The organism is Curtobacterium sp. YC1 (assembly GCF_016267665.1).
Taxonomy (GTDB): domain Bacteria; phylum Actinomycetota; class Actinomycetes; order Actinomycetales; family Microbacteriaceae; genus Curtobacterium.
Genome location: NZ_CP066341.1, coordinates 217,505 through 243,484 on the forward strand (window position 1 = coordinate 217,505; position 25,980 = coordinate 243,484).

Below are 25,980 nucleotides of genomic sequence, written 5' to 3' on the forward strand. Positions count from 1 at the left end.
GGAAGCCGCATGACCACAGCTCTCTTCCTCACCAGGCGCGTCCTGCAGGCGCTCGCGGTGATCCTCATCGTCACGATCGTGGTGTTCTGCCTGCTGCACGCGCTCCCGGGCGGCCCCGCCCGCGGCGTGCTCGGCGTCTCCGCGACCCCGACGCAGATCGCCCAGTTCAACCAGGCGCAGGGCCTCGACCAGCCACTGCCCGTGCAGTACCTGCGGTTCCTCGGCCGGCTGCTCACCGGCGACCTCGGCACCTCGTACACGCTCAACGAGTCGGTCTCGCAGCTCATCGCCGAGCGCCTGCCGAAGACCCTCGTGCTCACCGGCATCTCCGCGGTGCTCGGCCTGGTCGTCGCGATCCCGGTCGGCATGCTGCAGGCCGCACGCCGCAACGGCGCGGTCGACTACGCCGCCACCGCCCTGGCCTTCGTCTTCTACTCGACGCCGGCGTTCTTCCTCGGACTCGTCCTGATCATCGTGTTCAGTCAACAGCTGCCGTGGCTACCGTCGCAGGCACCGAGCGGCACCACCCTGACCGAGGTGTTCCAGGACCCGGCCGGACTCGTGCTGCCCGTGGTGACCGGGGCGCTCGCGATGATCGCGGTGTTCAGCCGGTACATGCGGGCGTCGACGCTCGAGAACCTGCAGGAGGACTACGTGCGCACGGCCCGCGCCGGGGGAGCGTCGACGACGACGATCCTGCGGCGGCACGTGTTCCGGAACTCGCTGACCCCGGTCGTCGCGATGCTCGGCTACTACCTGCCGGTGCTGTTCGGCGGCGCCCTGGTGACCGAGCAGCTGTTCAACTACCCCGGCATGGGGCTGCTGTTCTGGAACGCGGCGCAGTCGTCGGACTACCCGACGCTGCTCGGCTGTGTGCTCGTCATCTCCGTCGCGACGGTCGTCGGCACCCTGCTCGCCGACGTCGCGCAGTCCCTCATCGACCCCCGAGTGAAGGCAGGCCGCGCATGACCGCCGTCCAGATGGCCCCCGAAGCCCCGGGCACCCCCGTCACCGTCGCCGCCACCGGGTTCCGGCTCGCCGCACGCCGGTTCCGGAGCAACACCCTCGCCGTCATCGGCCTCGCCCTGATCGTCGTCATCGTGCTCTTCTGCTTCGTCGGCCCGCTCCTGTACCCGACCGACCAGACCCACACGATGCTCGAGCAGGCGAACCAGGAGCCGAGCGCCGCGCACTGGCTCGGCACCGACGCCGTCGGCCACGACGTCCTCGGCCGCCTGATGTACGGCGGCAAGGTCTCCCTCATGGTGGGCATCGCCGCCGGGGTCCTGGCGACCGTCGTCGGCACCCTCTGGGGCTCCGTCGCCGGGTACGTCGGCGGTTGGGTCGACGCCCTGATGATGCGCGTCGTCGACGCCGGCATCGCCATCCCCGCGCTGTTCATCCTGCTCGTCATCTCGGCGATCACGAACCCCGGGGTCGGCGGCCTCATCGTCATCCTCGGGTTCGTGTCGTGGCTCGTTCCGTCCCGCCTGATCCGCGCCGAGACCCTGACGCTCAAGAACCGCGACTACGTGCTCACCCTGCGCGCGATCGGCGGCTCGCACGCCCGGGCGATCGGCAAGCACCTGCTGCCGAACTCGGTGTCGACGATCGTCGTCGCCGCGACGTTCCAGGTCGCCGACGCGATCCTGCTCGTCGCCTACGTCTCGTACCTGGGGCTCGGTGTGCAGCCGCCCGCGACGGACTGGGGCGGCATGCTCTCGGCGGGACTCACCGCCGCCTACTCGGGACACTGGTGGCTGATCGTGCCACCGGGTCTGGCCGTGATCCTGGTGGTCTGCGCGTTCAACGCCGTGGGCGACGGGCTCCGGGACGCCTTCGACGTGAGGGGCCGCTGATGACCACCGAACCGATCCTCGCGACGACCGACCTCGGCGTCGCCTTCCGCACCGAGTCCGGCACCGTGGACGCCGTGCGGGGCGTGTCCCTGTCGGTCGCCCCCGGCGAGACCCTCGCCCTGGTCGGCGAATCCGGCTCCGGCAAGTCGACCGTGGCGCTCGCCGCGATGGGGCTGCTGTCCGGCAACGCGACCGCCACCGGCAGCGCCGTCGTCGCCGGGCACCAGGTGATCGGGGCACCAGAACCCGCACTCCGCGCACTGCGTGGCTCGACCGTCTCGATGGTGTTCCAGGAGCCCGCGACCGCGCTCGACCCGCTCACCCGGGTCGGTGCCCAGATCGCCGAGGTGATCCGGAACCACCGTGACGTGTCCGCGTCCACCGCCGCGGCCGAGGCCGTCGACCTGCTCCGCCGGGTCGGCATCCCCGACCCGGAGTCGCGCACCCGCTCCTTCCCGTTCCAGCTGTCCGGTGGGCAGCGCCAGCGCGTGGTCATCGCGATGGCCATCGCGAACGCGCCGAAGCTGCTCATCGCCGACGAGCCGACCACCGCCCTCGACGTCACCGTGCAGGCCGAGATCCTCGAGCTCCTGCGCGCGCTCGCCGTCGAGACCGGCACGGGCGTGCTGCTCGTCACGCACAACATGGGGGTCGTCGCGGACTTCGCCGACCGGGTGGCGGTGATGCTGCAGGGCGAGATCGTCGAGACCGGTGGCGTCGAGGACGTCCTGCTCCGTCCCGAGCACGAGTACACCAAGCGGCTGCTCGCCGCGGTGCCGCGGCTCGAGATGCCGGCGTCTCACGGACACGCCGCCGAACCCGCAGAACGCCTCCGGATCCGGGGGCGTGATGCGCAGACGCCGGCGTCTTCCGGGCTGGGTGCCTCCGACACGTCGGACGGGAGGCCCGGTGCGGCCCCGGTGGTCGACCTGCGGGACGTCTCGGTGACCTTCGGGCGCGGGGCGCGCGCCGTCCACGCGCTCGCGGGCATCGACATCGCGGTGCACGCCGGTGAGACCGTCGGTCTGGTCGGCGAGTCCGGCTCCGGCAAGTCGACCGCGGCCCGGGTGGCGCTCGGGCTCATCACGCCGACGTCCGGCACGGTGTCGCTGTTCGGGCAGGACCTGCGGACCGCACGGCGCCGCGACCGCCGGGCGCTCCGGTCCGGCATCGGTGTCGTGCTGCAGGACCCGGTGGCCTCCCTCGACGCCCGGATGTCGGTCGCCGAGTGCATCGCCGAGCCCCTCGCCGTGCACCGCCGCGGGATGTCGTCGGCCGACCGCCGCCGCCGGATCGACGAGGTGCTCGACGCCGTGCGGCTGCCGACGGCGCTGGCGTCCCGGGCCCCGCGCGAGCTCTCCGGCGGGCAGCGCCAGCGCGTCTCGCTCGCTCGGGCACTCGTGCTCGAGCCGCGGTTGCTGGTCGCCGACGAACCGACCTCGGCGCTCGACGTCAGCGTGCAGGAGACCGTGCTCGAGGTCCTCGGCGAGCTGCAGGACGACCTGGGCTTCGCGTGCCTGTTCGTCTCGCACGACCTGGCCGTCGTGCAGCACTTCGCCGAGCGCGTCGTGGTGATGCGCCAGGGGCGGGTCGAGGAGCAGGGCACCACGGGCACCACGCTGCTGCACCCCACCACCGACTACACGCGACGCCTGCTCGCCGCCGTGCCGGTGCCCGACCCCGTGCTGCAACGGCAGCGGCGGCAGGAGCGCCTGGCCTCGCTCGCGGCGGTGACCGCGTGACCCGGGTGCTCGCCGGGGTCGACGTCGGCGGCACGAACACCAAGGTCGTGCTGACCACCCCCGACCTCGACGTCGTCGACCGCGTCGACCTGCCGACGCCCGCCCACGCGGGCGGGGCGGCGATCGTGACAGCCGCACTCGGGGCGGTGACGGGCCTGCTCGACACGCACCGGGCCTCCCTGGCGGGTGTCGGGGTGGGCGCGGCCGGCGTGGTCGACCGGACCACGGGCACCGTCCTGGTGACGGGCAACTCGTTCACCGGCTGGGCCGGGTACGGGGTGACCAGGGCGGTCAGCGAGGCGCTCGACGTGCCCGCGACCCTGGACAACGACGTGAACGCGTTCCTGCTCGGCGAGATCGCCACCGGGGCCGTCGTGGGGGAGTCCGACGTGCTCGGCATGACCCTGGGCACCGGGGTCGGCGGGGCGCTCGTGCTCGGCGGGCAGCTGTTCGCCGGGCCGCGCGGTGCGGCCGGCGAGATCGGGCACGTGCCGGGCTTCGGCGACGCGGTGTGCACCTGCGGTCAGGTCGGCCACCTCGAGACCATCGCCGGCGCACGCGGGATCGCCGACCGGTACGCGGAGCGGGCCGGACGGATGCTGTCGGCACAGGACGTCGCCGCGGCCGCTCGCGGCGGGGACCCCGACGCGGCCGCCGTGTTCGCCAAGGCGGGGTGGGGCCTGGCCCGTGCCGCGCTGCTCACCGCGGGGATCCTCGACGTCACCACCGTCGTGGTCGGTGGCGGGATCGCGCGGTCCTGGGACCTGCTCGAGCCGGCCGTCGCGGCCGCGATCGCGGCGGAACCCCCGGTCAGCGGGGCGACGATCCGGCTCGCGCAGTCGACGCTCGGGTCCGACGCCGTGGCGCTCGGCGCGGCGGCGCAGGTGCGGGCACGCGTGCTCGAGGCGGAGCTGGCGTAGGCCCCGGGTGCTCCGCTCGGCCGGCCGCGCTCAGCCGTCCCGCTCGGACGCGGGCGCGCTGCCGCGTGGCGCCCGGTGTGGGCGACGGGTCAGCGCACCCAGACCACGATGCCGCGCAGGTCGTGGAGCACCGCGGCCAGGCCGGCGCGGAGCGCACGGTCCGCGCGCTCCCGGGTGAAGGTGGCCGGGTCGTAGTGGCTCGACGGCCCGAGGCCCTCGCCACGGAAGCCGCCACCGGTCCAGTCGGCGGCCGTGACGTTCGACGTCGGCTCGGCGATCTCGGCACCCACCACCAGGAACTGCTGGTGGAGCGCCGTCGGTGACACCGCCGCGAGCGGGTCGACCATGTGGTTGCCCACGCTGATCACCAGGTCGGGTGCGGCGTCGACCGCCCGGGTGACGGCCGCGATCCGGTCGTCCGGGCTGGCCGCCGTGACCGACTCGACCGTGACGCCCTCGTCGTCGGCCCACGACTCGACGGCGGCGACCAGGGTGCGGGTCGGTGCGTCGTCGGCCGCGTCCCCGGCGTCCGACAGGAGCACGACGTCGTAGTCCGCCGGGGCGTGCACGCCGGACCACGAACCGGGCTCCGGGCGGATGGTGGCCTCGGGGGCGGGCGGCTGGTCCGGGTCGGAGAACCCGGCGCCGAGGGCACCCGCCGAGACGTGCGGCGAGGCCGTCGCGGTCGGTCCGGTCCCGGTCCCGCCCACCGACGCCGCGGAGCAGCCGGCCAGCAGGGTCGCGCCGGCTCCGACGAGTGCGACGGCGGTCAACAGGGCGGTCGTCCGGGCGGCGAGGCGGGTCACGGGGTCTCCTGGTGCGGGTGGGTGCGGCGCGAGCCGCGTGGATCGGGACCATGCAAGCACGCCCGACGCCCGGATCGGGCTCGTCGGGGGACCTGTCCGGCCCCCGTCCCGCTGCCGGTCACCGGCTGTTCACCTGCTGGTCGTCCGCGGGCCGGATCGTCTGCGCGTGACCTCCGGAACCACCGCTGCGCTCCTGCGCGCCCGCCCTGCCCGCCCCGCCCGCTCGTCCGGCCCGTCCGCGCTCGTCGCACGGGTCGTCGCGGCACTCGTGCTCCTCGGGGTGGTCGTCGTCGGACTGCTGGCGGCGGCGCCCGCGTCGGCGCACGGCTTCAGCTCGGTCGTCCACGCCGACGTCACGTCGACGGAGCCCGAGTCGGTGCGGGCCGAGCTCGGGCTCGAGTACGACCTGATGCTCGTGTCGGTCGCCACGAGCGAGCACGACGACGCGCTGCACGAGCAGGGCCAGCGGGCCTGGGACGACGGCGACTTCCCCGGCATGGTGACGGCGGCCGAGGCACACTCCGACGCGATCGAGGAGTACGTCCTCGACCGGTTCAGGGTCACCGGTGCCGGCGGGCAGGCCTGCACGGGCGAGCTCGACGACACGGTCGCGGTCGACATCCAGGACGAGGTGCCCTACGCCCAGGTCGCGGTGGACTTCACCTGCCCGGAGCCGTCGGAGACGCAGTCCGGCCACGTGGTGTCGTCGGAGCTGTTCCCCGACGACGAGTCGTTCGTGCGCGACACCAAGACGATCGTCACGTACGACGTCGACGACCGGACGGGCTCGGCCACCCTCGACGCCGAACAGCCCTCGTTCTCGACCGAGCAGTCGGCGGGGGAGCGCTTCTGGGAGTTCTTCCGCCTCGGCGCGGAGCACCTGCTGTCCGGGATCGACCACATCCTGTTCCTCGTCGCGCTCATCGCCGGGTCACGGCGCCTGCGCGAGGTCGTCTACACGGCGTCCGCCTTCACGGTCGCGCACTCGATCACGTTCATCCTCGCCGCGCTCGGCGTGGTCAGCCCGCCCGCGATCGTGGTCGAGCCCCTCATCGCGCTGTCGATCGCCGCGGTCGCCGGCTGGTACCTGTGGCGGCTCTGGCGCCGTCGCTCGCGGGCGGACGAGCTCGTGGTCGGCGAGCACGGGCACTTTGCCCTCGACCGGTCCGGGTGGACGCGCCTGGCGGTCGTCTTCGCGTTCGGGCTCATCCACGGGCTCGGCTTCGCTGGGGCGCTTGGCATCCACGAGGCGTTCTCGTGGCAGCTGCTCGTGTCGCTCCTCGTCTTCAACATCGGCATCGAGGCCGTGCAGCTCGCGATCATCGTCATCGTGTTCCCGCCCCTGTCGCTGCTGCGGCGGAAGGCGCACCGGGCGTCGCTCTGGGTCACCGGGATCGTCACCGCGGGGGTGTTCGTGATGGGCATGATCTGGTTCGTCGAGCGCCTGGCGGCGGGCTGACCTGCGGGCCGACGACGGATCGGCGTCGGCCCGACGGCGAAGCGTCACTCAGCGTTCACCAAGACGTTTTGCAGGGCATGCAGAGTCTTCCGTGCTGCACCATCCCACGTCTGAGAAACGGACCCCCATGAGTCTCCTGTCCGGCGCCACTACCCGGCGCAGAACCACCACCCTCCGCGTCTGCGGAGCCGTCCTCGGGGCCGCGCTCATCGCCGGCGCCTCGGTGGTCGGCACGAACACCGCCACCGCGGCGACGAACACCCCCACCACGAACATCTCGACCGGTGGCCCCATCCACATCCTGCTCGGCGTCGGCGCGACCGAGAGCCAGCGCATCGCCTCGTGGTACTTCCCCACGAACGTCGCGCAGTCGCTCGAGATCCAGGAGACCGCGTCGATGACCGACGGCGTCTTCACCGACGCCAAGCGGACCATCGCCGCCTCGAAGGCCGCGAACACCGCCGCCGACACGAGCACGACGGACTCGAACACCCGGAACATCGCGGGCATCGCCGCGCAGTCCGGCTACGTCAACGCGCACGCGACGATCTCGGCCCTCGAGCCGAACACCTCGTACACCTACCACGTCGGTGCCGCGGACGGCTCGGCCTGGTCGGCGTCGTACACCTTCACCACGAAGAGCTTCTCCGGCGACTTCGACTTCCTGTTCTTCGGTGACCCGCAGATCGGTTCGTCGGGCTTCACCGACGACGACGGCGCCGGCTGGGCGGACACGCTCGAGTACGCCACGCGGACCGAGCCGGACGCCGAGCTCCTCGTCTCCGGCGGCGACCAGGTCGAGCACGCCAACAACGAGTACGAGTGGGGCGCGTTCGCCGACAGCAGCGACGTGCTGAAGCGCTACCCGTGGGCCTCGACCATCGGCAACCACGACGTGGGCGGCAAGGCCTACGAGCAGCACAACCAGGTGCCGAACTCGCTCAAGGTGCCGGACTTCTACCCGGGCGGCAACAGCACCGCGAACTCGGGCGGTGACTACTGGTACATGTACAAGGGCGTCCTGTTCATCGACATCAACTCGAACGCCTACACCGCCGGTTCGGACGGCTCGCACGTCAACTACGTGCGCGACGTGATCAACCGCCACGGCGACGACGCGAAGTGGACGACGCTGGTCTACCACCACTCGATCTACTCGCCGGCCGACCACGCGAACGACCGTGACAACCAGCAGCGCCGGTTCGACTTCACGCGGGCGTTCTCGGACATGGGCGTCGACCTCGTCCTGCAGGGCCACGACCACTCCTACTCGCGCAGCTACGCGATCAAGAACGGCAAGAAGGCCAACGTCAACGAGCAGCCCGCTGCTCCCGAGGTCTTCTCCGGCCCCGGCGGCGTCATCTACATGACCGCGAACTCGGCCTCCGGCTCGAAGTACTACGACCTCACCACCCCGGACGCCACCCAGGGCGGCTACGGCGCGGACCCGCTCGACCCCACCGGTCAGCGTCACTTCGCCAACTCGGTCGAGAACCAGGAGCACGTCCGCACCTTCGTGAAGGTGTCGGTCACCGACGAGAAGCTGGCCATCGAGAACATCCGCGCCAGCGACTGCGCCACGCTCAACTCGGCCGTCCAGCACGGCAAGGTCGACAGCTGCGGTGTGACGCTGCAGCCGACGGCCTCGGCCGACCCGGCGCCGATCGGTTCGACGGTCGACCAGTTCGACCTGCACGCCACGCTGCCCGCCACCACGACGACCCTGTCGTCGTCGGCCGACGAGCAGACCTACCGCACCGCGAAGCCGGTCACGGTCACCGCGACCATCGCCGGCGGCATCGGCGTCCAGCAGGGCACCGTGACGTTCAAGGACGGCGCGAAGGTGCTCGGCACCGCTCCGGTGAAGGACGGCGCGGCGAGCATGACGCTGCCGAGCACGCTCGCCATCGGCAAGCACGCCCTGACCGCGCAGTTCGTCAACGCGGACTCGACGTACTCGGGGACCGACTCCACGGCGAAGGCCATGACGGTCACCGTCGAGAAGGCCCCGTCCCGCACCGCCATCAAGTACAGCGGCGGCAAGGCGACGGTCCAGGTGAAGGCCACCGGCTTCAGCGTCGACGGCACCGCCCGGATCTACCAGGGCTCGAAGCGCCTCGCCACCGTCACGGTCAAGGACGGCGTCGTCACCGCGAAGCTCCCGCTGAAGAAGGGCCCGCACAAGCTGCACGCCGTCTTCGCCGGGACCTCGGAGCTCACGACGAGCACCAGCCCGACCATCTCGGTCGTCATCAAGTAGCACCGCACACAGCGAGGGCCCTGCGACTCCGGTCGTGGGGCCCTCGTCGTGTCGGAGCCGGCCGGCGGACCCGGCGGGGTACGTGCGCACCGACCGACTGCCAGGTTCGCCCCGATGTCCGCGGATCCCTAGGTGGCTGCGGGATCCGGGCGCATACTTCGAGTCACCGAGAATGCGCGCTCGTCTCCGACGAACCCTCGCCTCTCCCAGCAGGCAGAGGCACACCGTGCACACACCCCGCTCCGTCCGAGCACCCTTCCTCGCCGTCTCGATCGCCGCCGTCGCCGCGGTGATCACGTTCGGCAGCGCCGGCGCGGCATCGGCCGAGACCGTGATCGACGGACCCGTCGACCTGGGCACCGCGTCGACCTACGGCGTCCTCGGCGCGAGCGCGGTCACGAACACCGGCCCCTCCGTGATCAACGGCGACCTCGGGTTGTCGCCGGGCACGTCCATCACCGGCTTCGGCGGCGCACCGAACGGCGTCGTCAACGGCACCACGCACCAGACCGACGCAGCAGCCGCACAGGCCCAGCGCGACACCACCACCGCGTACGACGTCGCCGCGTCGCTCTCCCCGACCCAGACCGGTCTGACCGAGCTGAACGGCCTCTCGCTCTCGCCCGGCGTGTACTCCGGCGGCGCCCTCGCCCTGGCGGACAACGGTGCGCTGACCCTGGCCGGCAGCGCGGACTCCGTGTGGGTGTTCCAGGCCGCGTCGACCCTGACCATCGGGTCCGGCAGCCAGATCGTGATCACCGGCGGTGCGAGCTCGTGCAACGTGTTCTGGCAGGTCGGCAGCTCCGCCACCGTCGGCACCGGCGCCGCGTTCCAGGGCACCGTCCTGGCGCAGCAGTCCGTGACCGCCACCACCGGCGCGACCGTGCAGGGCCGACTGCTGGCCCGCACCGGCGCGGTCACCCTCGACACGAACACGATCACGGCCTCCGACGGCTGCCCCGCGCCGGGCACGCCGTCCGAGTCGCCGACCATCACCTCGGGGACCCCGTCCGACGGCACCGTGGACGTGCCGTACTCGTCCACCGTCACCGCGACCGGCACCCCGAACCCGACCTTCACCGCCACGGGCCTGCCCGACGGCCTGACGATCGACAGCACCACCGGCGTCATCTCGGGCACCCCGACCACCCCGGGCACCTCGACCGTGACGATCACCGCATCGAACGGCACCAGCCCGGACGACACCAGCGTCGTCACGATCACCGTCCGCGCCCCGGCTCCGGTGCCCACCGCGACGCCCACCCCGACCGCACCCGCAGTGGTGCCCACCGACACCCCGAGCGGCCCCGCGACCGCGGTCGCCGGTGGCGGCACCGGCACCGGGAGCGGCACCGCCCAGCCCACGGGCGAGCTCGCGTTCACCGGTTCGGACCCGACCGTCCCGCTGAGCATCGCCGCCGCGCTCCTGGCAGCGGGAGCCACGCTCCTCGTCCTGCTCCGTCGCCGCCGCACGGCCGGCCGGATCTGACCGACCAGCACGTCCGACGGCCCCGCGACCCCGGTCGCGGGGCCGTCGTCGTGCGCGCTCCCCGGTCGCCGTTCCGGTGAGGACCCTCAGGGTCGGCGGGCCGACCTCATCCTCCAGGGTGATCCGCCCCGCCGTCGGCGCTCCCTACTGTGGCGACGGAGCGTGCGGGGCGCACGACCGCAGCACCAGGGGAGACCACCGTGAACCGTTCGCCGAGACGACGATCCACCACCGCACTGCAGATCGCGTGTTCGACACTCGTGGCCGGGGCGCTGGTCGTCTCCGGCGCGATCGCCGCGGTGCCCGCCAGTGCGGCACCGGGCAACGCTCCGGCCGCGACGACGATCACCACCGCCGGGACGCCCGTCGCGCAGGGCGACGGCTGGACGGTCACGCCGACCGACGGCGGGTTCACCGTCGTGCTCGACCTCGACGAGCCCCTGCCCCTCCGTGCGGCGGCCCCGGTGCTGCTCGTCGACGGCACGGACATCGGCGCCGCGCAGACGAGCCTGGACCGGCGACAGCTGACGGTCACGACGGCCGACCCCGCGGTCGCCGACGCCCGGAGCGTCGAACTCGGGTGGTCGGGCGACGCCGACCTGCGGGGCAACCGGCAGGCGCCGACCGCGCCGCAGACGACGGCTCCGAGCGACGAGGCCGCGCCGCTGACCGAGGACCCCGCCGCGGCCGGACAGTACCGGGTCGCGCGCGCCGACTACGACCTGGGTGCCGAGGCCGTCGCGCTGAAGGGCTTCGGCCGCAAGGGCGAGATGCGTGCCGCGGTCTTCGTGCCGGAGGACGCACCCGGCGAACGGCCGGTCGTGGTCTTCCTGCACGGCCGCCACGAGGCGTGCTACGGCGGGACGCCCAACCCGCGGGCCTGGCCGTGCGGTCCGGGGCAGACCGACATCCCGAGCCACCGCGGCTACGACGCCGCGGCGACCGCACTCGCCAGCCACGGCAACGTCGTCGTGTCGATCTCGGCGAACGCGATCAACGCCCTGGACGGCAGCTACGCCGACGACGGCGGGGCGGTCGCCCGCGGACAGCTCGTGCTCGACCACCTCGCCCTGCTGCAGCGCGCCGACGCCGGCCAGGAGCCGCGCCTGTCCCCGCTGCTCACCGGCAAGCTCGACCTGCAGGACGTCGGGCTCATGGGCCACTCGCGCGGTGGCGACGGTGTCGTCCGCGCCGCCCTGCTCAACATGCAGCGGACGAGCCCGTTCGGCATCCACGCGGTGCTGCCGCTCGCCCCGACCGACTTCGGCCGCATGACCCTGCCGGACACGAACACGGCGGTCGTGCTGCCGTACTGCGACGGCGACGTGTCCGACCTGCAGGGCCAGCACTTCTTCGACGACTCCCGCACGGCCTTCGGTGACGACGTCCTGCGGTCGTCGGTGCTGGTGATGGGGGCGAACCACAACTTCTTCAACACCACGTGGACCCCCGGCAAGTACGCCAAGGCGTCGTCCGACGACTGGTGGGACCAGTCCGATGCGGTCTGCGGGGCGAAGGGGAAGCGGACCACCCGGCTCTCCGCCGACGCGCAGGACGCCGTCGGCACACGCCTGATCAGCGGGTTCTTCCGCCTGACGCTCGACGGCGACCAGCAGTTCCTGCCGATGTTCGACGGCACGAACCGCCAGCCCGCGGCGCTCGCCGACGCCGACGTCCGCGTCAGCGCGTCGCAGCCCGGGGCCGCTCGTCGCGACCTCGCCCGGTTCGACACCGCCGACCGCGCGATCACCACGACCGGTGCCCTCCGCGCGACGAACTGTGCGAGCACCGACTTCCTGCCGGCCAAGCAGTCCCTGCCCGCGTGCGTCTCGATGATGTCGAACGCGCCGGACTTCACGCCGTCCTGGTTCGCCGCGTCCGTCCCGGCGACCCCCTCGCTGCACGTCACCCCGACCGCTGCGGCGACCGGCGGTCAGGTGCACGTGCCGGTCGCGGCCGCCGCCGGTGACCTCTCCGGGTTCCAGGCGCTCTCGCTCCGGCTGACCCCGGACGACACCGCGACGAAGAACGTCGACCTGTCGATCACGCTCCGAGACGCCTCCGGCGCGACCGCCACCCGACGCATCGCCGACGTCAGCCGTGCCGGGCAGGTCATGCCGGGCACCCGTGACGCCCCGCGCAAGACCCTGCTGCAGCAGGCCCGCCTGCCGCTCGCCTCGTTCACCGGCGTCGACCTGGCAACCGTGCGCGAGGTGACGATCGACGTGCCCGCGAAGACCGGCGGCGTGCTGCTGAGCGACCTGTCGGCGCTCCCCGCCGCGACGCTGGGCAGCCCGACGGTCACGGACCGTCCCACTGCCCGCATCGCCGACCGCTTCGTCGACGAGGGCCGTGGCCGCACGGTGGTCCGCGCCGCGGTCGTGCTGTCCCGCCCGGCCGAGCAGGCCACCACGGTGTTCTTCGACCTCGACCAGGCCTACGACGAGCGCATCCGACCGGCCGTCAAGCCGATCACGTTCCAGCCCGGCGAGGTCTGCAAGGCGGTCGCCGTGTCGGTGAACGGCGACCGCACGCCCTCGTCCTCCCGGCTCGTCGACTACCCGATGACCGTCAGCAACACGCAGGGCGGCTCGGTCATCGGCGACTCGATCGGCACGATGCGCATCCGCGAGGACGACGGCGTGCGGAACGAGTGGGATCGGGCCGTCGCGTCGGCGCCGGCCGTCGGGACCCCGGGTGACGCCTGCGCCGAGGCCCAGGCGACGAGCACGACCATCGCGGTCACCCCGACGAGCGTCCGGAAGGGCGGCAAGGTCGCGATCTCGGCGACCGGCTTCCGTGCCGGCGAGTCGGTCACGGTGAGCGTCGACGGCCGACGAGCCACCCGCACCACGGCGAACGCCGACGGCAAGGTCCGGCTGAAGATCACGGGGACCGTGGCGTCGCTCGGCACCGGCACGCACGTCGTGCACGCCCGCGGGTACGGCTCCGACCAGCGAGCGAGGGGCGCCTTCACGACGACACGGTGACCGGGGTCGGTCGAAGTGCGGACTGGTGCGACCCCGGAACGGGGGGTGAAGATGACCCATCAGTTGCACAGAGCAACTGGCAGGTGCTTCACCGACAGAGGAGTCGTCATGAAGAAGTCCATCGCAGCCGCGTTCGCCGCGGTCGCCGTCGTCACCGCCGGCGTGTTCGCCGCCTCGCCCGCCTCCGCGCTGCCCGTCAGCACGAAGGTCGTCGGCGGCGAGAAGGCCCCCACCACGTCGTGGGCCGTGCAGCTCGAGGCATCCGGCGGTTCCATCCCGTCCGGCTACGTCAGCACCTGCACCGGCGAGCAGCTGAACGCCTCGTGGATCCTCACGGCCCGGCACTGCATCGACGGCATCGGCGCGATGAACGTCTACCACTCGAACTCCACGGTCAACCGCGGCTCCGCCGTCGCGGTCGACCGCGTGAGCACCTCGCCCGCCGGCGACATCGCACTCGTGCACCTGCGCAGCTCGTACGCGCTGTCCAGCTACGCACCCCTCGACCTGACCGCGACCGCGAAGTCGAGCGGCACCGGCACCATCCAGGGCTACGGCCTCCGCGCGAACGCGACACAGTCCGACGGCCTGTACCAGGCCACGGTCTCGCTCACCGGTGCCAGCACCGACGCCTTCGGCGGTCGCGCCCAGCACCTCACCGGGGTGACCGGCGCGTCCAACCACGGTGACTCCGGTGGCCCGCTGCTCGTCAACGGCAAGGTCGTCGCGGTGTGCTCGACCGGCGACAGCGCCGACCCCGGCGCGAACACCCGGGCCGGCTCGAACTACGCCCTGCTGTCGCAGGCGTCGTCCTGGATCCGCACCACGGCAGGCGTCTGAACCAGCTGACGGACGGGAGGCGCGGTGCGGGCCCGCACCGTGCCTCCCGTCCGTCGTCCAGCCGTCTTCAGGGACCCGGCTCGCCCACCTGGGGCGGGTCGCAGACGACGCTGGCGGCTCCCACCTTGTCGAGGGTGCCGGGGAAGTTGGAACGGGCGAACGTGCCCTCCGGGTCGTGGCGACTCGACGGCCGGGTGATCGGCGAACCGGCGATCAGGGCGAGCAGCGCCGCTCGGCGCTCGCCGGTGATCGCGGCTTCCCGGCCCTCGCGGACGAGCAGGGAGATCTTGCGTCCGCGACGCCTGCCGAACCGCAGCGAGAGCATGTCCGGTTCGTTGTTCGTGATCGGGTCGAGCTCGGCCACGTCCACGTCGGAGAACGCGAGCGTCCGTCCGCGGATCCGGACCCGCTGTCGCCCGACGTCGATCGCGAAGGGACGCGTCTGGAGCAGCACGAGGCCCCACAGCGCCGCGAGGAACAGACCGGTCCCGGCGAACCAGATCGGCACGGCGATCCACCCCCACGTCTGGAAGGGGGTCTCGCCGCCCCGCGAGAGGAACGCGCTCGCCGTGCCGATGACCAGGACGAGCGGAACCGCACGGCGGAAGCGTGCGCGGAAGACCCGACGCTTCGGCTCGTCGTCGAACTCGACCCACTGCGCCTCCGTCACGCCCTGCACCGTACCCCGGTGTGCCAGTGGATGAGGAGTCCTCGTGGGTACGGTCCGGGTCATGATCGCCCTCGTCGTCGTCGGTGCCGTCCTGCTCGTCTCGATCGTCGTGATCGTCATCGAGGCCCGTGTCATGCGCAAACCACAGGCCGAGCGGTCCGAGCGGGAGCAGCGGTTCCTGCGCGCCGACCGAGCCGTCGCTCGTGGGTACCAGACGTACGGGCGCTCCGTGGCCCCGTGGGTCGCGGTCGGCGGTGCCGTGCTGGGCCTGCTCGTCACCATCCCGTTCTGGCTCGAGGGCCGGGTCGGTCCGGCACTGGGACTGACGGTGCTCTTCGTCGTCCTCGGTGGCGGCATGCTCCTGTTCTGGGCGACCGTGCTCCGCCACCGAGGGCCCGGCAGTGCCTGGCGCCAGCGCGAGGACGAGCGCACCGCCGAAGCCGACGCCGCCGGCCGGCCGCGCTGGTTCGTCAGTGTCAAGGCCGGGTGGTGGCTGTCCGGTGCGATGACCGCGTTCGGCCTCGTGTTCCTCGTCACGCCGATGGCCACCGGCGGCGAGGCCCCCGTCGCCGGGATCATCGTCACCGCCGTCGGGCTCCTGTTCCTCGTGCTCACCGTCGTCCAGCAGCGCGCCGAAGCGCGACGCTGAACACGCGTTCACGAACGACGACGACAGTGGCCCCATGAGCCAGTACGACAAGCGCGATCCGAACACCCTCTACCCCGCACCGCCGTACCCGAAGCAGGAGCAGTCGCTGCCGGGTGCCGCGTGGAAGATGGACCCGAAGCCCGACCACGGTGAGGACAGCTACGTCGGCAAGGAGCGGCTGACCGGCTACCGCGGCATCGTGACCGGCGCCGACTCCGGCATCGGCCGTGCCGCCGCGATCGCCCTGTCGCGCGAAGGTGCCGACCTGGTGCTGTCGTACCTGCCCGACGAGCAGGAGGACGCCGAGCAGGTCCGCGACCTGCTCGAGTCCGAGGGCCGTCGCGCCGTGCTGTTCCCCGGTGACATCGCCGACGAGCAGTACTGCAAGGACCTCGTGCAGAAGGGCGTCGACGAGCTCGGCGGTCTCGACACGCTCGTCATGGTCGCCGGCCGCATGGACAGCAACGACGACATCCTGACGCTCGACACCTCGATGTTCGACTCCACCTTCAAGACGAACATCTACTCGCTGTTCTGGCTGACCAAGGCCGCCGTGCCGCACCTGGAGCCCGGCTCGACCATCGTCACCACCGGCTCGATCCAGGCGTCGACCCCGTCCGCTGACAAGATCGACTACGCCGTCTCGAAGGGCGCGATCAAGCTCTTCACCGAGGCCGTCGCCCAGCAGCTCGCCCCCAAGGGCATCCGCGTGAACTCGGTCGCCCCCGGCCCCGTGTGGACCCCGCTGCAGCCCGGCTCGGACGACGCCCAGACCGTGGCGCACTTCGGCGAGGGTTCGCCGTTCGGCCGCCCCGGCCAGCCCGCCGAGCTCGGTGCCGCCTACGTGCACCTGGTCAGCCCGGAGTCGAGCTACCAGTCCGGCTCCACCATCACGATCGCCGGCGGCACCCCCGCCTTCTGATCTGGTCGGTCGGCCGGGCGCTCGTCCGGCCGACCGTCCGTCGCCGGTTCCTTCGTCCGTTCATCGTCTGTCAGAGGAGATCACGTGTCCGCAGTGACGCACGTCGTGCTGGTCGAGTGGGACGGCGAGGACCGCTCGTCCGAGGCCTCGGCGCTCGCCCGAGACCACCTGACGCGCATCGACGGTGTCGACTCGGTGCAGGCCGGGCCCAGCGTGAGCACCGAGGGCAAGGAGGGCGGCTTCCACTGGATGCTCGTTGTCCGGTTCCTGGACCACGCGGCGCTCGACGCCTACCTGCCGCACCCGGAGCACCGGCCGGTCGCGGAGTTCATCGGTGGGGCCAGTGCGCGGGTCGTGGTCTTCGACGTGCAGGACGCGAGCGGCGCCCCGACCCTGCCGTGACCGATCGACCGTCTCCTGACGCTCGTCCTCGCCGGCCCGGCAGCCCGGGCGGAGGAGACGTGCACAGGATCGACGCTCCCGTGCAGCTGCGGGTGCTGCTCTCGGTCATCACCGGGATCTGCTGTGTCGCGATGCTCGTCGTCGCAGCCGTCCCGCCGCTCGACGGCCTCCGGATCGGGATCGGTCTCCTCGCTGCCGTTCCGTGCGGCATCGCCTCGTGGCGGGCAGCACGTCTCCGGTACGAACTGCGCGCAGACTCGATCTCCAGCGTCGGACTGATCGCGACCCGGAAGGTCCACCGCAGTGCGGTCGCCCGTATCGAGGCACCTGCGGCGATCGAGCTCCGCTCGGGCGAGGTGGTCGTCAACTGGGGCTTCCACGCAGATCGCCTCGTCGACGAGGCGGTGTCCGCGCAGACCTTGCACGTCCTGCGGAAGTGGCTCGAGGACGACGCCGTCAGGAGCGCGGAGTGAGGAGCGAGTCGGGACGGGGACCGTGACGCGACCACTGCTGCTCGGGTCTCGGTGGAGGTCGAGCCGACGAGTCGCATCCGGTCCTGACGGCTACGTCGTCCGGGCAGTCGCCGTGTCGTCCTCAGCGGCCAGGAGACCGAGGAGCGCCAGCGCATCGGCATCCGGAGATCCCGGTGGTGCCGTGTAGAGCACGAGGTACTGGTCGCGGTCGGTCAGCGCCAGACTGTCGCAGTCGACCGTCACCGACCCGACGGTCGGGTGCCGGAACGTCTTCGTCAGGACCGGGGCGACCTGTACGTCGTGCCGGTCCCACAGCCGAGCGAACTCCGCGTTGCCGGTGCGGAGCTCCTCGACGAGCTCGGAGACCTGCTGGTCGTTGGGGTACCGGGTCCGGCTCGTCCGCAGCTGCATCACGACGTGTCGGCGGAACTCGGCACCGTCCGAGATGCCGTACGGCGGCGGTGCCTCGTCGACCGTGTCCGGCGGGAACGCTCGACGTGCCAGGTTCCGTTCCGCTGGGGCGAGCCGGGCGAAGTCCTCCATGAGCGCCGATGCCAGCGCGTTCCAGGCGAGCACCTCGAACGCGGCCGACAGCACGATCGCCGCGGTCTGCGGCAGCCGCTCGACGAGCGCGAGGATGCTCGGCCGGACCGCTCGCTCGACCCGGCCCGTCTGCAGCGGGGCCGTACCGGCCAAGGCGTGCAGGTGGTCCGACTCCGCCGGGGTCAGCAGGAGTGACCCGGCGATGCCCGCCAGGACCTCCGCCGACGGCCGGGGCGCACGGCCCTGCTCGAGTCGGACGTAGTACTCGGTGGAGATGTGGGCGAGCACCGCGACCTCTTCACGGCGCAGGCCCGGCGTGCGGCGGCGGGGTCCGGCTGGCAGGCCGACGTCCTCGGGGCGCAGCCGTTCCCGTCGCGAGCGCAGGAAGGCGGCGAGTTCCGGCTTGTCCATGCCACGAGTCTCCACCGCCTGCCGTCGCGCACCCTGGTACCGCTCGTACCTGTATCCGTCGCGAGGTGCGGCCCGACGCTGTCGTCATGACCAACCAAACCGCATCCACCCCCATCGGCCTGCTCTCCGACAAGGTCGTGCTCATCACCGGCGCGAGCCGCGGCATCGGCGCGGCCGCAGCACGGCTCTTCGCCCGGGAAGGCGCCCGGGTCGTCCTCGCCGCCCGCAGTACCGAGGCACTCGAGGCGGTCGTCGCCGACGTCCGCGGCTCCGGCGGCACGGCGGACGCCGTCGCGCTCGACCTGGCCGACCCGGACAGCATCCGCGCCGCGGTGGCGCGGGTCGACGAGCTGCACGGTCGACTCGATGCCGCCTTCAACAACGGCGCCACCATCCAGCAGCCCGGACCGCTCGACACCACCAGCGACGAGGACATCGACACCCAGTTCGCCGTGAACTTCCGCGGCCACTGGGTCGCGATGACCGCCGAGGCGGCGCTGATGCGTCGCTCCGGAGGAGGGGCGATCGTGAACACGTCGAGCATCGGGAGCCGTCGGGCGAATCCGGCACTGCCCGCGTACGGCGCGATGAAGCGGGCGCTGAACAGCATCACCGAGACGGCGGCCGTCACCTGGGCGCCCGAGCGGATCCGGGTGAACGGCATCGCCCCGGGCGGCACGGCGACGGAGATGATCGAGGCGTGGGAGGCGGCGACCCCGGGCGTCACCGAGCAGATCAACGCGTCGGTACCGCTGGGCCGGATGGCCGAACCGGTCGAGGTGGCCGAGGTCGCGGCGTGGCTGCTCAGTGACCGGGCCGATCGTCCCCGTCGACGGGGGCGCGGGGGCCTGACGCCGGCGCTGCGCACAACCGAAGTGCAACGGAACCGGACGAGCGCGCGGTTCCGCGTCACTTCGATTGGGCGAAGCGCAAGCCCGCCACGACCGCGCGACCGCACGACAGCAGCCACCCGCCCTCACCCCACCAACGCCTGCGTCCCCACGACCACCGCGAGGGCGAGCCGCTCCGCGTCCGCCGTCCCCGGCTCGGCCGTGTAGGCGAGGATCCGCAGGTCCTCCGGCCCGACGACCAGGGTGTCGCAGTCCAGCGTGATCAGGCCGACGTCCGGGTGGTCGATCACCTTGCGGCGGGCGGTCTCGCCCAGGGCGGTCGCGCCCGAGTCCCACAGCTCGATGAACCGGGGGCTGGCCGCACGCAGGTCGCGCACGAGCTGCTGCAGCTGGCGGTCGAGCGGGTAGCGGGCCGCGGTCATCCGGAGGCCGGCGACCAGGGTCTCCTCGAACGCGGCCTGCTCGTCGGGCGTGTGCACGGCGCGGCTGCCGGAGCCGACCAGGTGCCGCCAGGTGGTGTTCCGCTCGTGGCCGCGGAGCGCGGCGATCGGTCCCATGAGGGCGTCGTAGGGGGCGTTCGCGACGAGCAGGTTGCCGGCGGCGTCGAGGACCGCGACGGGGGTGTCCGCCAGCCGGTCGAGCAGCCGCTGCACGCTCGGCGGGATCCGCGTCGGCACGACGTCGGCGCCGGGGACGGCGTGGCCGGCCAGGCGGTAGAGCAGCTCGCGGTCGGCGTCGGTGACGCGGAGCGCCCGGACGAGCGCCTCGACGACCTGCGCCGACGGCGAGGTCGCCCGCCCCTGCTCGAGCCGGGTCAGGTAGTCGGCGGAGATCCCTGCCAGTCCCGCGAGCTCTTCCCGCCGGAGCCCCGCCGCTCGTCGACGCGGTCCGACGACGACGCCCGCAGCGGCCGGGGAGACGTGGTCGCGCAGCCGCCGCAGGGTGTGCCCGAAGTCCGTGTCCGCCATGTCCCCAGTCTGCGCGCGCGGCGGCCCGCGAGTCCTGGCCCCGCCAGTCCTACGACAACCGGGCGACTCCCTGCCCGACGGCACGAGGGCGACGCTGGGGCCATGACAACGACACTCATCACCGGGGCCACCCGCGGCCTCGGCAAGGAAACCGCCCGCCAGCTCGTCGAGGCCGGTCACACGGTCTGGATCGGCGCCCGCGACGCCGAGCAGGGAGCGGCGGTCGCCGCCGAGATCGGCGCCCGCTCCGTGCAGCTCGACGTCCGCGACGACGCCTCGGTCGCCGCCGCCTTCGCGCACGTCGCGGCGAACGGCGGACTCGACGTCCTCGTGAACAACGCCGGCATCGCCGTGTGGGGGCAGGACGGCCCCCAGGCGCTCGCCGTGTTCGACACGAACGCCGTCGGCACGATCCGCGCGACCGAGGCCGCGTTGCCGCTCCTGCGCCGCTCCGCGAACCCGATCGTGGTGAACCTCTCGAGTGCGCTCGGCTCGTTCACCGCCACCCACGACCCGTCGAAGCCCGCGTTCACCGTGCCGGCCGTGGTCTACGGCGCATCGAAGGCAGCCGTCTCGATGCTGACGGTGCAGTACGCGAAGATCGCACCCGAGGTGCACTTCGTCGCGGTCGAGCCCGGCTACACGGCCACCGAGTTCGGGGGCAAGCCGAACCCGCACGGTCGCCCCGTCGAGGTGAGCGCCGCGACGATCGCGGCCGCCGCGAGCGCCGGCCCGGAGGGCCCGACCGGCGTGTTCCTGGAGGACGGCCAGCCGCTCGGGTGGTGACGCCGTGACGGACGGGAGGCCCGTGGCGGCGTCGCCACGGGCCTCCCGTCCGTCATCCGGTCGCGTCTACAGCAGCTGGCGCGCGTTGGTCGACGCGAGGTCCAGCAGCTCGTCGCCGCGACCCGACAGCACCGTGCGGATGGCGTAGAGCGTGAAGCCCTTTGCCTGCTCGAGCGTGACGGCCGGGGGCATGGAGAGCTCCTGCCGGTTCGCGCGGACCGACACGAGCGCGGGGCCGTCGTGCGCGAGCGCGGCGGCCATCGCGTCCTCGAAGTCGTCGGACACGTCGACCCGGAAGCCCTTGATGCCCATCGCCTCGGCGACGGCGGCGAAGTCCGGGTTCGTCAGCTCGGTGCCGTAGTTCACGAAGCCGGCGGCCTTCATCTCGAGCTCGACGAAGTTGAGCGACGAGTTGTCGAACACGACGATCTTCACCGGCAGTTCGTTCTGCACGATCGTGACGAGCTCGCCGAGCAGCATCGTGAGGCCGCCGTCACCCGCCATGGCGATGACCTGCCGGTCCGGGAACGCCGTCTGCGCGCCGATCGCCTGCGAGACCGCGTTCGCCATCGACCCGTGCCAGAACGACCCGATCAGTCGACGCTTGCCGTTCATGGTGAGGTACCGCGACGCCCACACGACCGGGGAGCCGACGTCGGGGATGAACACGGCGTCCTCCGCGGCGAGCCGGTCGAGCACCCGGGTGACGTACTGCGGGTGCAGCGGCTTGTGTCGGCCAGCGGGGACGGCGAGGTCGTCGAGCTTCTCGCGGGTCTTCCGGTAGTGCTGCAGGGAGTCCTGCAGGTGCTTCGACGGGTGCGACCCCGTGAGCAGCGGGATGAGCGCGAGCGCGGTGTCCTTCACTGTGCCGACCAGCCCGATGTCGACGGGGTGCCGGCGTCCGAGCTGTGACCCGCGGATGTCGACCTGCACGTGCTTCGCCTGCTCGGGGAAGAACTGCGGGTACGGGAAGTCGGTGCCGAGCATGAGCACGACGTCGGCGTCCTCCATGGCGCGGTAGCCGGACGAGAAGCCGAGCAGCCCGGTCATGCCGACGTCGTACGGGTTGTCGTACTCGATGTACTCCTTACCGCGCAGGGCGTGCACGATGGGGGCCTGCAGGCGCTCGGCAAGCGCGACGACCTCGTCGTGGGCGTCGACGACACCGGCGCCGGCCAGGATCGTGACCTTGTCCGCCCCGTTCAGCAGGTCGGCCGTCTTCTGCAACTCGGCGTCGCTCGGCACGATGCGCGGCGTGGTGCGCTCGATGCGGGAGACGCGGTCGCTCTTCGCCTCGGCGAGCAGCACGTCGCCGGGGATGACGAGCACAGCGACCCCGCGCTTCTCGACCGCCTCGCGCATCGCGATCTCGAGCAGGCGGGGCATCTGCACCGGGTCGGCGACGTACTCGACGTACACCGAGCACTCGCGGAACAACTCCTGCGGGTGGGTCTCCTGGAAGTAGCCGGTACCGATCTCCGCCGTCGGGATGTGCGCCGCGATCGCCAGCACCGGCACGCGGGAGCGGTTCGCGTCGTACAGGCCGTTGATCAGGTGCAGGTTGCCGGGGCCACAGCTGCCCGCGCAGACGGCCAGCTCCCCGGTCAGGCCGGCCTCGGCACTCGCGGCGAAGGCAGCAGCCTCCTCGTGCCGGACGTGCTCCCACCGGATCGTGCCGTCCCGGCGCAGGGCGTCCGTGAAGCCGTTGAGGGAGTCACCCGGCAGGCCGTAGACGCGCTCGACGTCGTTGGCGCGGAGGGTGGCGACGATGTTCTCAGCGACAGTTGGCATGCATCCTGTCTACTCCCGCGCGCCTGCGCTGAGTGCTTTCAGAGGCTCGTGGCGGACCCGACCGCAGGCGGCCCTGGGACGATGGTCGGATGACCGCCGACGCGCCGCTCCTCCGCTCCCGCCGCCCGGAACCCGCCGGGTACGGGATCCTCGAGCGCTCGCCGTACCCGCTGGTCTCGGTCGTGGCGGCCGTCGTCGCGGTCGTGGTCATCACCCTGGTCGGGTTCACCCTGGGCACCGTGGACCTCGGACTGTCGAAGGTCCTCAACGCGCTGCACACCGGCGTCGTCGGCGGCTTCAGCGACGCCGTCTACCACGTCATCAGTCCCGCGCCGGCGATCGGGATCACGGTCGTCGTCGTGGCGGTCGTCTGGTGGCGGACCCGCGACCTGCGGCCGGCCATGGCGTTCGGCGGCACGATCGCGATCACGTGGGTGCCGTCTGCCGTCGTCAAGGAGATCGTGCACCGTGCACGACCGGACGTGTCCGTGCTGCCGCACCCGTTCCCGGTGCAGCCCGACCCCGGGTACCCGAGCGGGCACACGGTCTACATCACGGCGTTCGTCATCGCCCTGATCTGGCTGCTCCGCGAGACCCGGTGGCACCGCCTGGCGCTGACCCTGGGGGTCGTCGCGATCGTGGTCGTGTTCTTCGCGGTGTCCGTCGCCGCGGTGCACTACCCGACGGACGCCGCCGCCTCGATCCTGTGGGCGCTCGCCGTGGCGCCGGGCGTCCGGGTGGTGTGGGTGGACTGGGTCATGCCGCGGGTGCCGTTCCTGCGGCCGCGGCGGTGACGCGGGGCGGGCGGGCCGGGCTGACGCGGAACGACACTGTCGATGTCGTGCGACGTCGACAATGTCGTGTGGCGTCAGCCGCCGGTGTCGTCCGGCGTCGTCCGGGTCAGCGGCGCGTGCTGGTCCGGCCCCGCGCAGCGAGCAGCGCCACGACGGCCACCACGGCTGCCGCGAGCATCACGATCGCCAGCGGCGCCGCGGTGTCCGACCCGCCGATGCTGACCAGCGGGGACACGAGCGCCGCGAGGCCGAACTGCAGCGCACCGAGCACGGCCGAGGCGCTGCCGGCAGCCGACGGCACGGCACCGAGGGCGAGCGCCGTGGCGTTGCCGAGCACCAGACCGAGCGAGCCGACCGCGGTGAACAGCGGCACGGCGAGCCAGACGACCGGTGCTCCGGAGGCGACGAGCAGCGCGAACGCGACGGTCGACGCGAGCACCAGCACGATGCCGAGCGACAGCACGCCCGTGACCGAACGGGTCGCGGTGAGCTTGGCGGACAGGATGCTGACGCCCATCAGCGCCAGGGCGTTCAGCCCGAAGGCCAGGCCGTAGCCGACCGTGCCGAAGCCGATCATGTCCTGGTACAGGAACGGCGACGCGGAGATGTAGGCCATCATCACGGCGAACGCGAAGCCGAACACCGCGGTGTAGCCGAGGAAGGTGCGGGAGCGCAGGGCACGCAGGGCAGATCCCGACCCACGGCGTTCCTCGCGCAGGGCGTCGCGGTGTTCCCGCAGGTGGGTCTCTCGGATCACGGCGAGGACCGCGATGAGCATGACGACCGACAGGCCGAGCACGATCGACAGCAGGCCACGCCAGCCGATCGGACCCGTGAGCAGACCGCCGAGCAGCGGTGCGACGACCGGGGCGACCCCGCCGACGATCATCATGAGCGAGAACGCGCGGGCGGCGGACCGGCCGGTCGCCAGGTCGGAGATGACCGCACGGCTGATCACCATGCCGGCCGCACCGCCGAGTCCCTGCAGCAGGCGGGCGGCGATGAGCACGCCGATGTTCGGCGCGAGCACCGCGGCGATGCTGGCGAGCACGCACAGCGCGGCGCCGGCGATGAGTGGGGGCACGCGGCCGAACCGGTCGGACAGCGGGCCGAACACGAGCTGGCCCGCGGTCACGCCTACCAGGAACGCGGTGAGGGTGAGCTGCACGGCGGTGGCGCTCGCCCCGAGCTCGGTGGTCATCTGCGGGAACGCCGGCAGGTACAGGTCGGTGGCGAAGGGGGCGACGGCGCTGAGCAGGCCGAGCACCAGGAGCAGAGCGGTCGTGATGCCCTGTCGGTCGGTCGTGGGTGTCGCGGTCGTCGCGCGGATGGTTCCGGTGTCCGTGGTCATTGTTATGAAAGCATAACTCATTGCCCGAGGTCGGTACAGTACGGTCATGCCCTCCGCCGTGTCCGACAGCGTCCTCGCCGAGTTCGCGGACGTCCTGCTCCGGATCGCACGCGACATCGACCCACACGGCTCCGAGACCCTCGACATCGTCCCACTCACCGGCACCGAGGCGCTCGTGATGCGCTGGATCAACCGCAACCCGGGCACCTCGCCGAGCGCCACCGCCGAGGCCACGGCCCTGCAGCGCAGCAACCTCAGCGTCGCGGTCCGGTCGCTCGTGGCGAAGGGCATGGTCGAGCGACGCCAGGACCCGGCCGACGCCAGGACCGTGCAGCTGCACTCGACCGCCCTGGCCCAGGAGAGCGTCGACCGGCTCTACCGGCACTGGTCCGGCAGGCTCCGCGCCGCGCTCGGTGGCGACGAGCGGGGTGCGGCCGAGGCGCTGGAGCTGCTGCAGCGGATCGACGACGGACTCCGCGGCAGCCCCGCCTAGGCGACGGCGTCGTCGTCGGCTGCGTCGTCCTCGATCGGCAGCAGCCGCCTGGCACCGTGCCCCTCGTCGCCCAGGGTGTCGCCCGGGTTGACGACCGAGCACGCGCCGAGCGAGACGCACCCGCAGCCGATGCACTGCGTCATCTCCTGCTGCAGGCGCTCGAGCTCGAGCTGACGGGCCCGCAGCCGTGCGCGCCACCGCTCGTGCAACCGGCTCCAGTCGCGCAGCGAGGGCATGCGGTCGGCAGGCAGGGCCTCGAACTGCTCGGCGACCTCGCTGAGCGGGATGCCGAGGCGTCTGGCCACCTGGATGATCGCGATCCGTCGCTCGACGTGCCTCGGGTACATGCGCGTGCCGCCGACGGTGCGCTCCGGGTGGATCAGGCCCTTGCGTTCGTAGAAGTGCAGCGCCGAGGCCGCGACACCGGTGCGTCGCACGACCTCCCCGATGGGCAGCAGGTCCGTCGGTCGCGGCGGCTGGATCTCGACCATGGTGGAGATCCTAGGACGCC

Annotated in this window: 24 protein-coding genes; 17 read left to right on the forward strand and 7 right to left on the reverse strand. The window is 72.4% G+C overall.

All coding sequences use genetic code 11. From position 1 onward, the window contains the following. Positions 1 to 9 precede the first annotated feature (9 nt). From I8920_RS01140 to I8920_RS01155, 4 genes are read left to right on the forward strand one after another with little or no spacing between them, the layout of a single operon-like run. The gene (locus tag I8920_RS01140; RefSeq protein WP_198657380.1) at positions 10 to 969 is read left to right on the forward strand and encodes an ABC transporter permease; all 960 of its coding nucleotides are present in this window, start codon (positions 10 to 12) and stop codon (positions 967 to 969) included. Then, positions 966 to 1,859 (forward strand): ABC transporter permease, encoded by an 894-nt coding sequence (locus I8920_RS01145; protein WP_198657381.1) that lies wholly within the window; start codon positions 966 to 968, stop codon positions 1,857 to 1,859. Before I8920_RS01140 ends, I8920_RS01145 begins: the two co-directional genes overlap by 4 nt. Continuing rightward, the gene (locus tag I8920_RS01150; protein ID WP_198657382.1) at positions 1,859 to 3,601 is read left to right on the forward strand and encodes a dipeptide ABC transporter ATP-binding protein; all 1,743 of its coding nucleotides are present in this window, start codon (positions 1,859 to 1,861) and stop codon (positions 3,599 to 3,601) included. Before I8920_RS01145 ends, I8920_RS01150 begins: the two co-directional genes overlap by 1 nt. Then, a complete protein-coding gene (locus tag I8920_RS01155; RefSeq protein WP_198657383.1) occupies positions 3,598 to 4,521 on the forward strand; it encodes an ROK family protein in 924 nt (307 codons plus the stop codon). Before I8920_RS01150 ends, I8920_RS01155 begins: the two co-directional genes overlap by 4 nt. Before the next feature lie 89 nt (positions 4,522 to 4,610). On the opposite strand, the gene I8920_RS01160 is transcribed toward I8920_RS01155, so the two are convergent. Next, positions 4,611 to 5,327: a hypothetical protein gene (locus I8920_RS01160; protein ID WP_198657384.1), complete on the reverse strand. Its 717-nt coding sequence runs from the start codon at positions 5,325 to 5,327 to the stop codon at positions 4,611 to 4,613. A 166-nt stretch (positions 5,328 to 5,493) separates the two neighbouring features. Between I8920_RS01160 and I8920_RS01165 the strand changes: the two genes are divergently transcribed. The 5 genes from I8920_RS01165 (at position 5,494) to I8920_RS01185 (ending at position 14,365) form a co-directional block, all read left to right on the forward strand. Next, positions 5,494 to 6,786 (forward strand): HupE/UreJ family protein, encoded by a 1,293-nt coding sequence (locus I8920_RS01165; protein ID WP_198657385.1) that lies wholly within the window; start codon positions 5,494 to 5,496, stop codon positions 6,784 to 6,786. Between the two features lie 127 nt (positions 6,787 to 6,913). After that, positions 6,914 to 9,046, forward strand: a complete 2,133-nt coding sequence (locus I8920_RS01170; protein WP_198657386.1) for an Ig-like domain repeat protein — start codon at positions 6,914 to 6,916, stop codon at positions 9,044 to 9,046. Positions 9,047 to 9,272: 226 nt separating this feature from the next. Continuing rightward, entirely contained in the window at positions 9,273 to 10,535 is a 1,263-nt protein-coding gene (locus I8920_RS01175) for an ice-binding family protein (protein ID WP_232832779.1), read from the forward strand. A 200-nt stretch (positions 10,536 to 10,735) separates the two neighbouring features. Then, positions 10,736 to 13,525: a hypothetical protein gene (locus I8920_RS01180; RefSeq protein ID WP_198657388.1), complete on the forward strand. Its 2,790-nt coding sequence runs from the start codon at positions 10,736 to 10,738 to the stop codon at positions 13,523 to 13,525. Between the two features lie 108 nt (positions 13,526 to 13,633). Then, positions 13,634 to 14,365, forward strand: a complete 732-nt coding sequence (locus tag I8920_RS01185; RefSeq protein ID WP_198657389.1) for a S1 family peptidase — start codon at positions 13,634 to 13,636, stop codon at positions 14,363 to 14,365. A 67-nt stretch (positions 14,366 to 14,432) separates the two neighbouring features. Here the strand turns inward: I8920_RS01185 and I8920_RS01190 are convergent, their stop codons facing one another. Continuing rightward, the gene (locus I8920_RS01190) at positions 14,433 to 15,035 is read right to left on the reverse strand and encodes a hypothetical protein (RefSeq protein WP_198657390.1); all 603 of its coding nucleotides are present in this window, start codon (positions 15,033 to 15,035) and stop codon (positions 14,433 to 14,435) included. Positions 15,036 to 15,096: 61 nt separating this feature from the next. Between I8920_RS01190 and I8920_RS01195 the strand changes: the two genes are divergently transcribed. From I8920_RS01195 to I8920_RS01210, 4 genes are all read left to right on the forward strand, one after another. Further along, complete coding sequence (locus I8920_RS01195; protein WP_198657391.1) at positions 15,097 to 15,684, forward strand: hypothetical protein; 588 nt, start codon at positions 15,097 to 15,099, stop codon at positions 15,682 to 15,684. Between the two features lie 34 nt (positions 15,685 to 15,718). After that, positions 15,719 to 16,606, forward strand: coding sequence for an SDR family oxidoreductase (locus tag I8920_RS01200; RefSeq protein ID WP_198657392.1), 888 nt, complete (start codon positions 15,719 to 15,721; stop codon positions 16,604 to 16,606). Positions 16,607 to 16,690: 84 nt separating this feature from the next. Continuing rightward, the gene (locus I8920_RS01205; protein ID WP_198657393.1) at positions 16,691 to 17,008 is read left to right on the forward strand and encodes a Dabb family protein; all 318 of its coding nucleotides are present in this window, start codon (positions 16,691 to 16,693) and stop codon (positions 17,006 to 17,008) included. Positions 17,009 to 17,067: 59 nt separating this feature from the next. Beyond that, positions 17,068 to 17,481 carry a hypothetical protein gene (locus I8920_RS01210; protein WP_198657394.1) on the forward strand — a complete coding sequence of 138 codons (414 nt, stop codon included), beginning with the start codon at positions 17,068 to 17,070 and terminating at the stop codon, positions 17,479 to 17,481. A 90-nt stretch (positions 17,482 to 17,571) separates the two neighbouring features. Here I8920_RS01210 and I8920_RS01215 read toward each other — a convergent pair whose 3' ends face one another. Continuing rightward, on the reverse strand, positions 17,572 to 18,435 hold the full coding sequence (locus tag I8920_RS01215) for a helix-turn-helix transcriptional regulator (protein WP_198657395.1): 864 nt from the start codon (positions 18,433 to 18,435) through the stop codon (positions 17,572 to 17,574). Positions 18,436 to 18,521: 86 nt separating this feature from the next. On the opposite strand from I8920_RS01215, the gene I8920_RS01220 reads away from it, so the two are divergent. Then, entirely contained in the window at positions 18,522 to 19,493 is a 972-nt protein-coding gene (locus I8920_RS01220) for an SDR family NAD(P)-dependent oxidoreductase (protein ID WP_198657396.1), read from the forward strand. Here the strand turns inward: I8920_RS01220 and I8920_RS01225 are convergent. Beyond that, positions 19,412 to 20,254 (reverse strand): helix-turn-helix transcriptional regulator, encoded by an 843-nt coding sequence (locus tag I8920_RS01225; RefSeq protein ID WP_198657397.1) that lies wholly within the window; start codon positions 20,252 to 20,254, stop codon positions 19,412 to 19,414. The two genes, I8920_RS01220 and I8920_RS01225, sit on opposite strands and share 82 nt — an antisense overlap. 102 nt (positions 20,255 to 20,356) lie before the next feature. Here I8920_RS01225 and I8920_RS01230 point away from each other — a divergent pair, with 102 nt between their 5' ends. Further along, positions 20,357 to 21,040 (forward strand): SDR family NAD(P)-dependent oxidoreductase, encoded by a 684-nt coding sequence (locus tag I8920_RS01230; RefSeq protein ID WP_198657398.1) that lies wholly within the window; start codon positions 20,357 to 20,359, stop codon positions 21,038 to 21,040. A gap of 66 nt (positions 21,041 to 21,106) precedes the next feature. Here I8920_RS01230 and poxB read toward each other — a convergent pair whose 3' ends face one another. Continuing rightward, positions 21,107 to 22,831 carry a ubiquinone-dependent pyruvate dehydrogenase gene (gene poxB / locus I8920_RS01235; RefSeq protein WP_198657399.1) on the reverse strand — a complete coding sequence of 575 codons (1,725 nt, stop codon included), beginning with the start codon at positions 22,829 to 22,831 and terminating at the stop codon, positions 21,107 to 21,109. Between the two features lie 89 nt (positions 22,832 to 22,920). Here poxB and I8920_RS01240 point away from each other — a divergent pair, with 89 nt between their 5' ends. Further along, positions 22,921 to 23,625 carry a phosphatase PAP2 family protein gene (locus tag I8920_RS01240; protein ID WP_198657400.1) on the forward strand — a complete coding sequence of 235 codons (705 nt, stop codon included), beginning with the start codon at positions 22,921 to 22,923 and terminating at the stop codon, positions 23,623 to 23,625. A 106-nt stretch (positions 23,626 to 23,731) separates the two neighbouring features. On the opposite strand, the gene I8920_RS01245 is transcribed toward I8920_RS01240, so the two are convergent. Beyond that, positions 23,732 to 24,976, reverse strand: coding sequence for a multidrug effflux MFS transporter (locus I8920_RS01245; protein ID WP_198657401.1), 1,245 nt, complete (start codon positions 24,974 to 24,976; stop codon positions 23,732 to 23,734). Between the two features lie 46 nt (positions 24,977 to 25,022). Between I8920_RS01245 and I8920_RS01250 the strand changes: the two genes are divergently transcribed. Next, complete coding sequence (locus tag I8920_RS01250) at positions 25,023 to 25,469, forward strand: MarR family winged helix-turn-helix transcriptional regulator (protein ID WP_225559515.1); 447 nt, start codon at positions 25,023 to 25,025, stop codon at positions 25,467 to 25,469. Here the strand turns inward: I8920_RS01250 and soxR are convergent. Continuing rightward, entirely contained in the window at positions 25,466 to 25,960 is a 495-nt protein-coding gene (gene soxR / locus I8920_RS01255) for a redox-sensitive transcriptional activator SoxR (RefSeq protein WP_198657402.1), read from the reverse strand. The genes I8920_RS01250 and soxR overlap by 4 nt on opposite strands. Between the last annotated feature and the right edge of the window lie 20 nt (positions 25,961 to 25,980).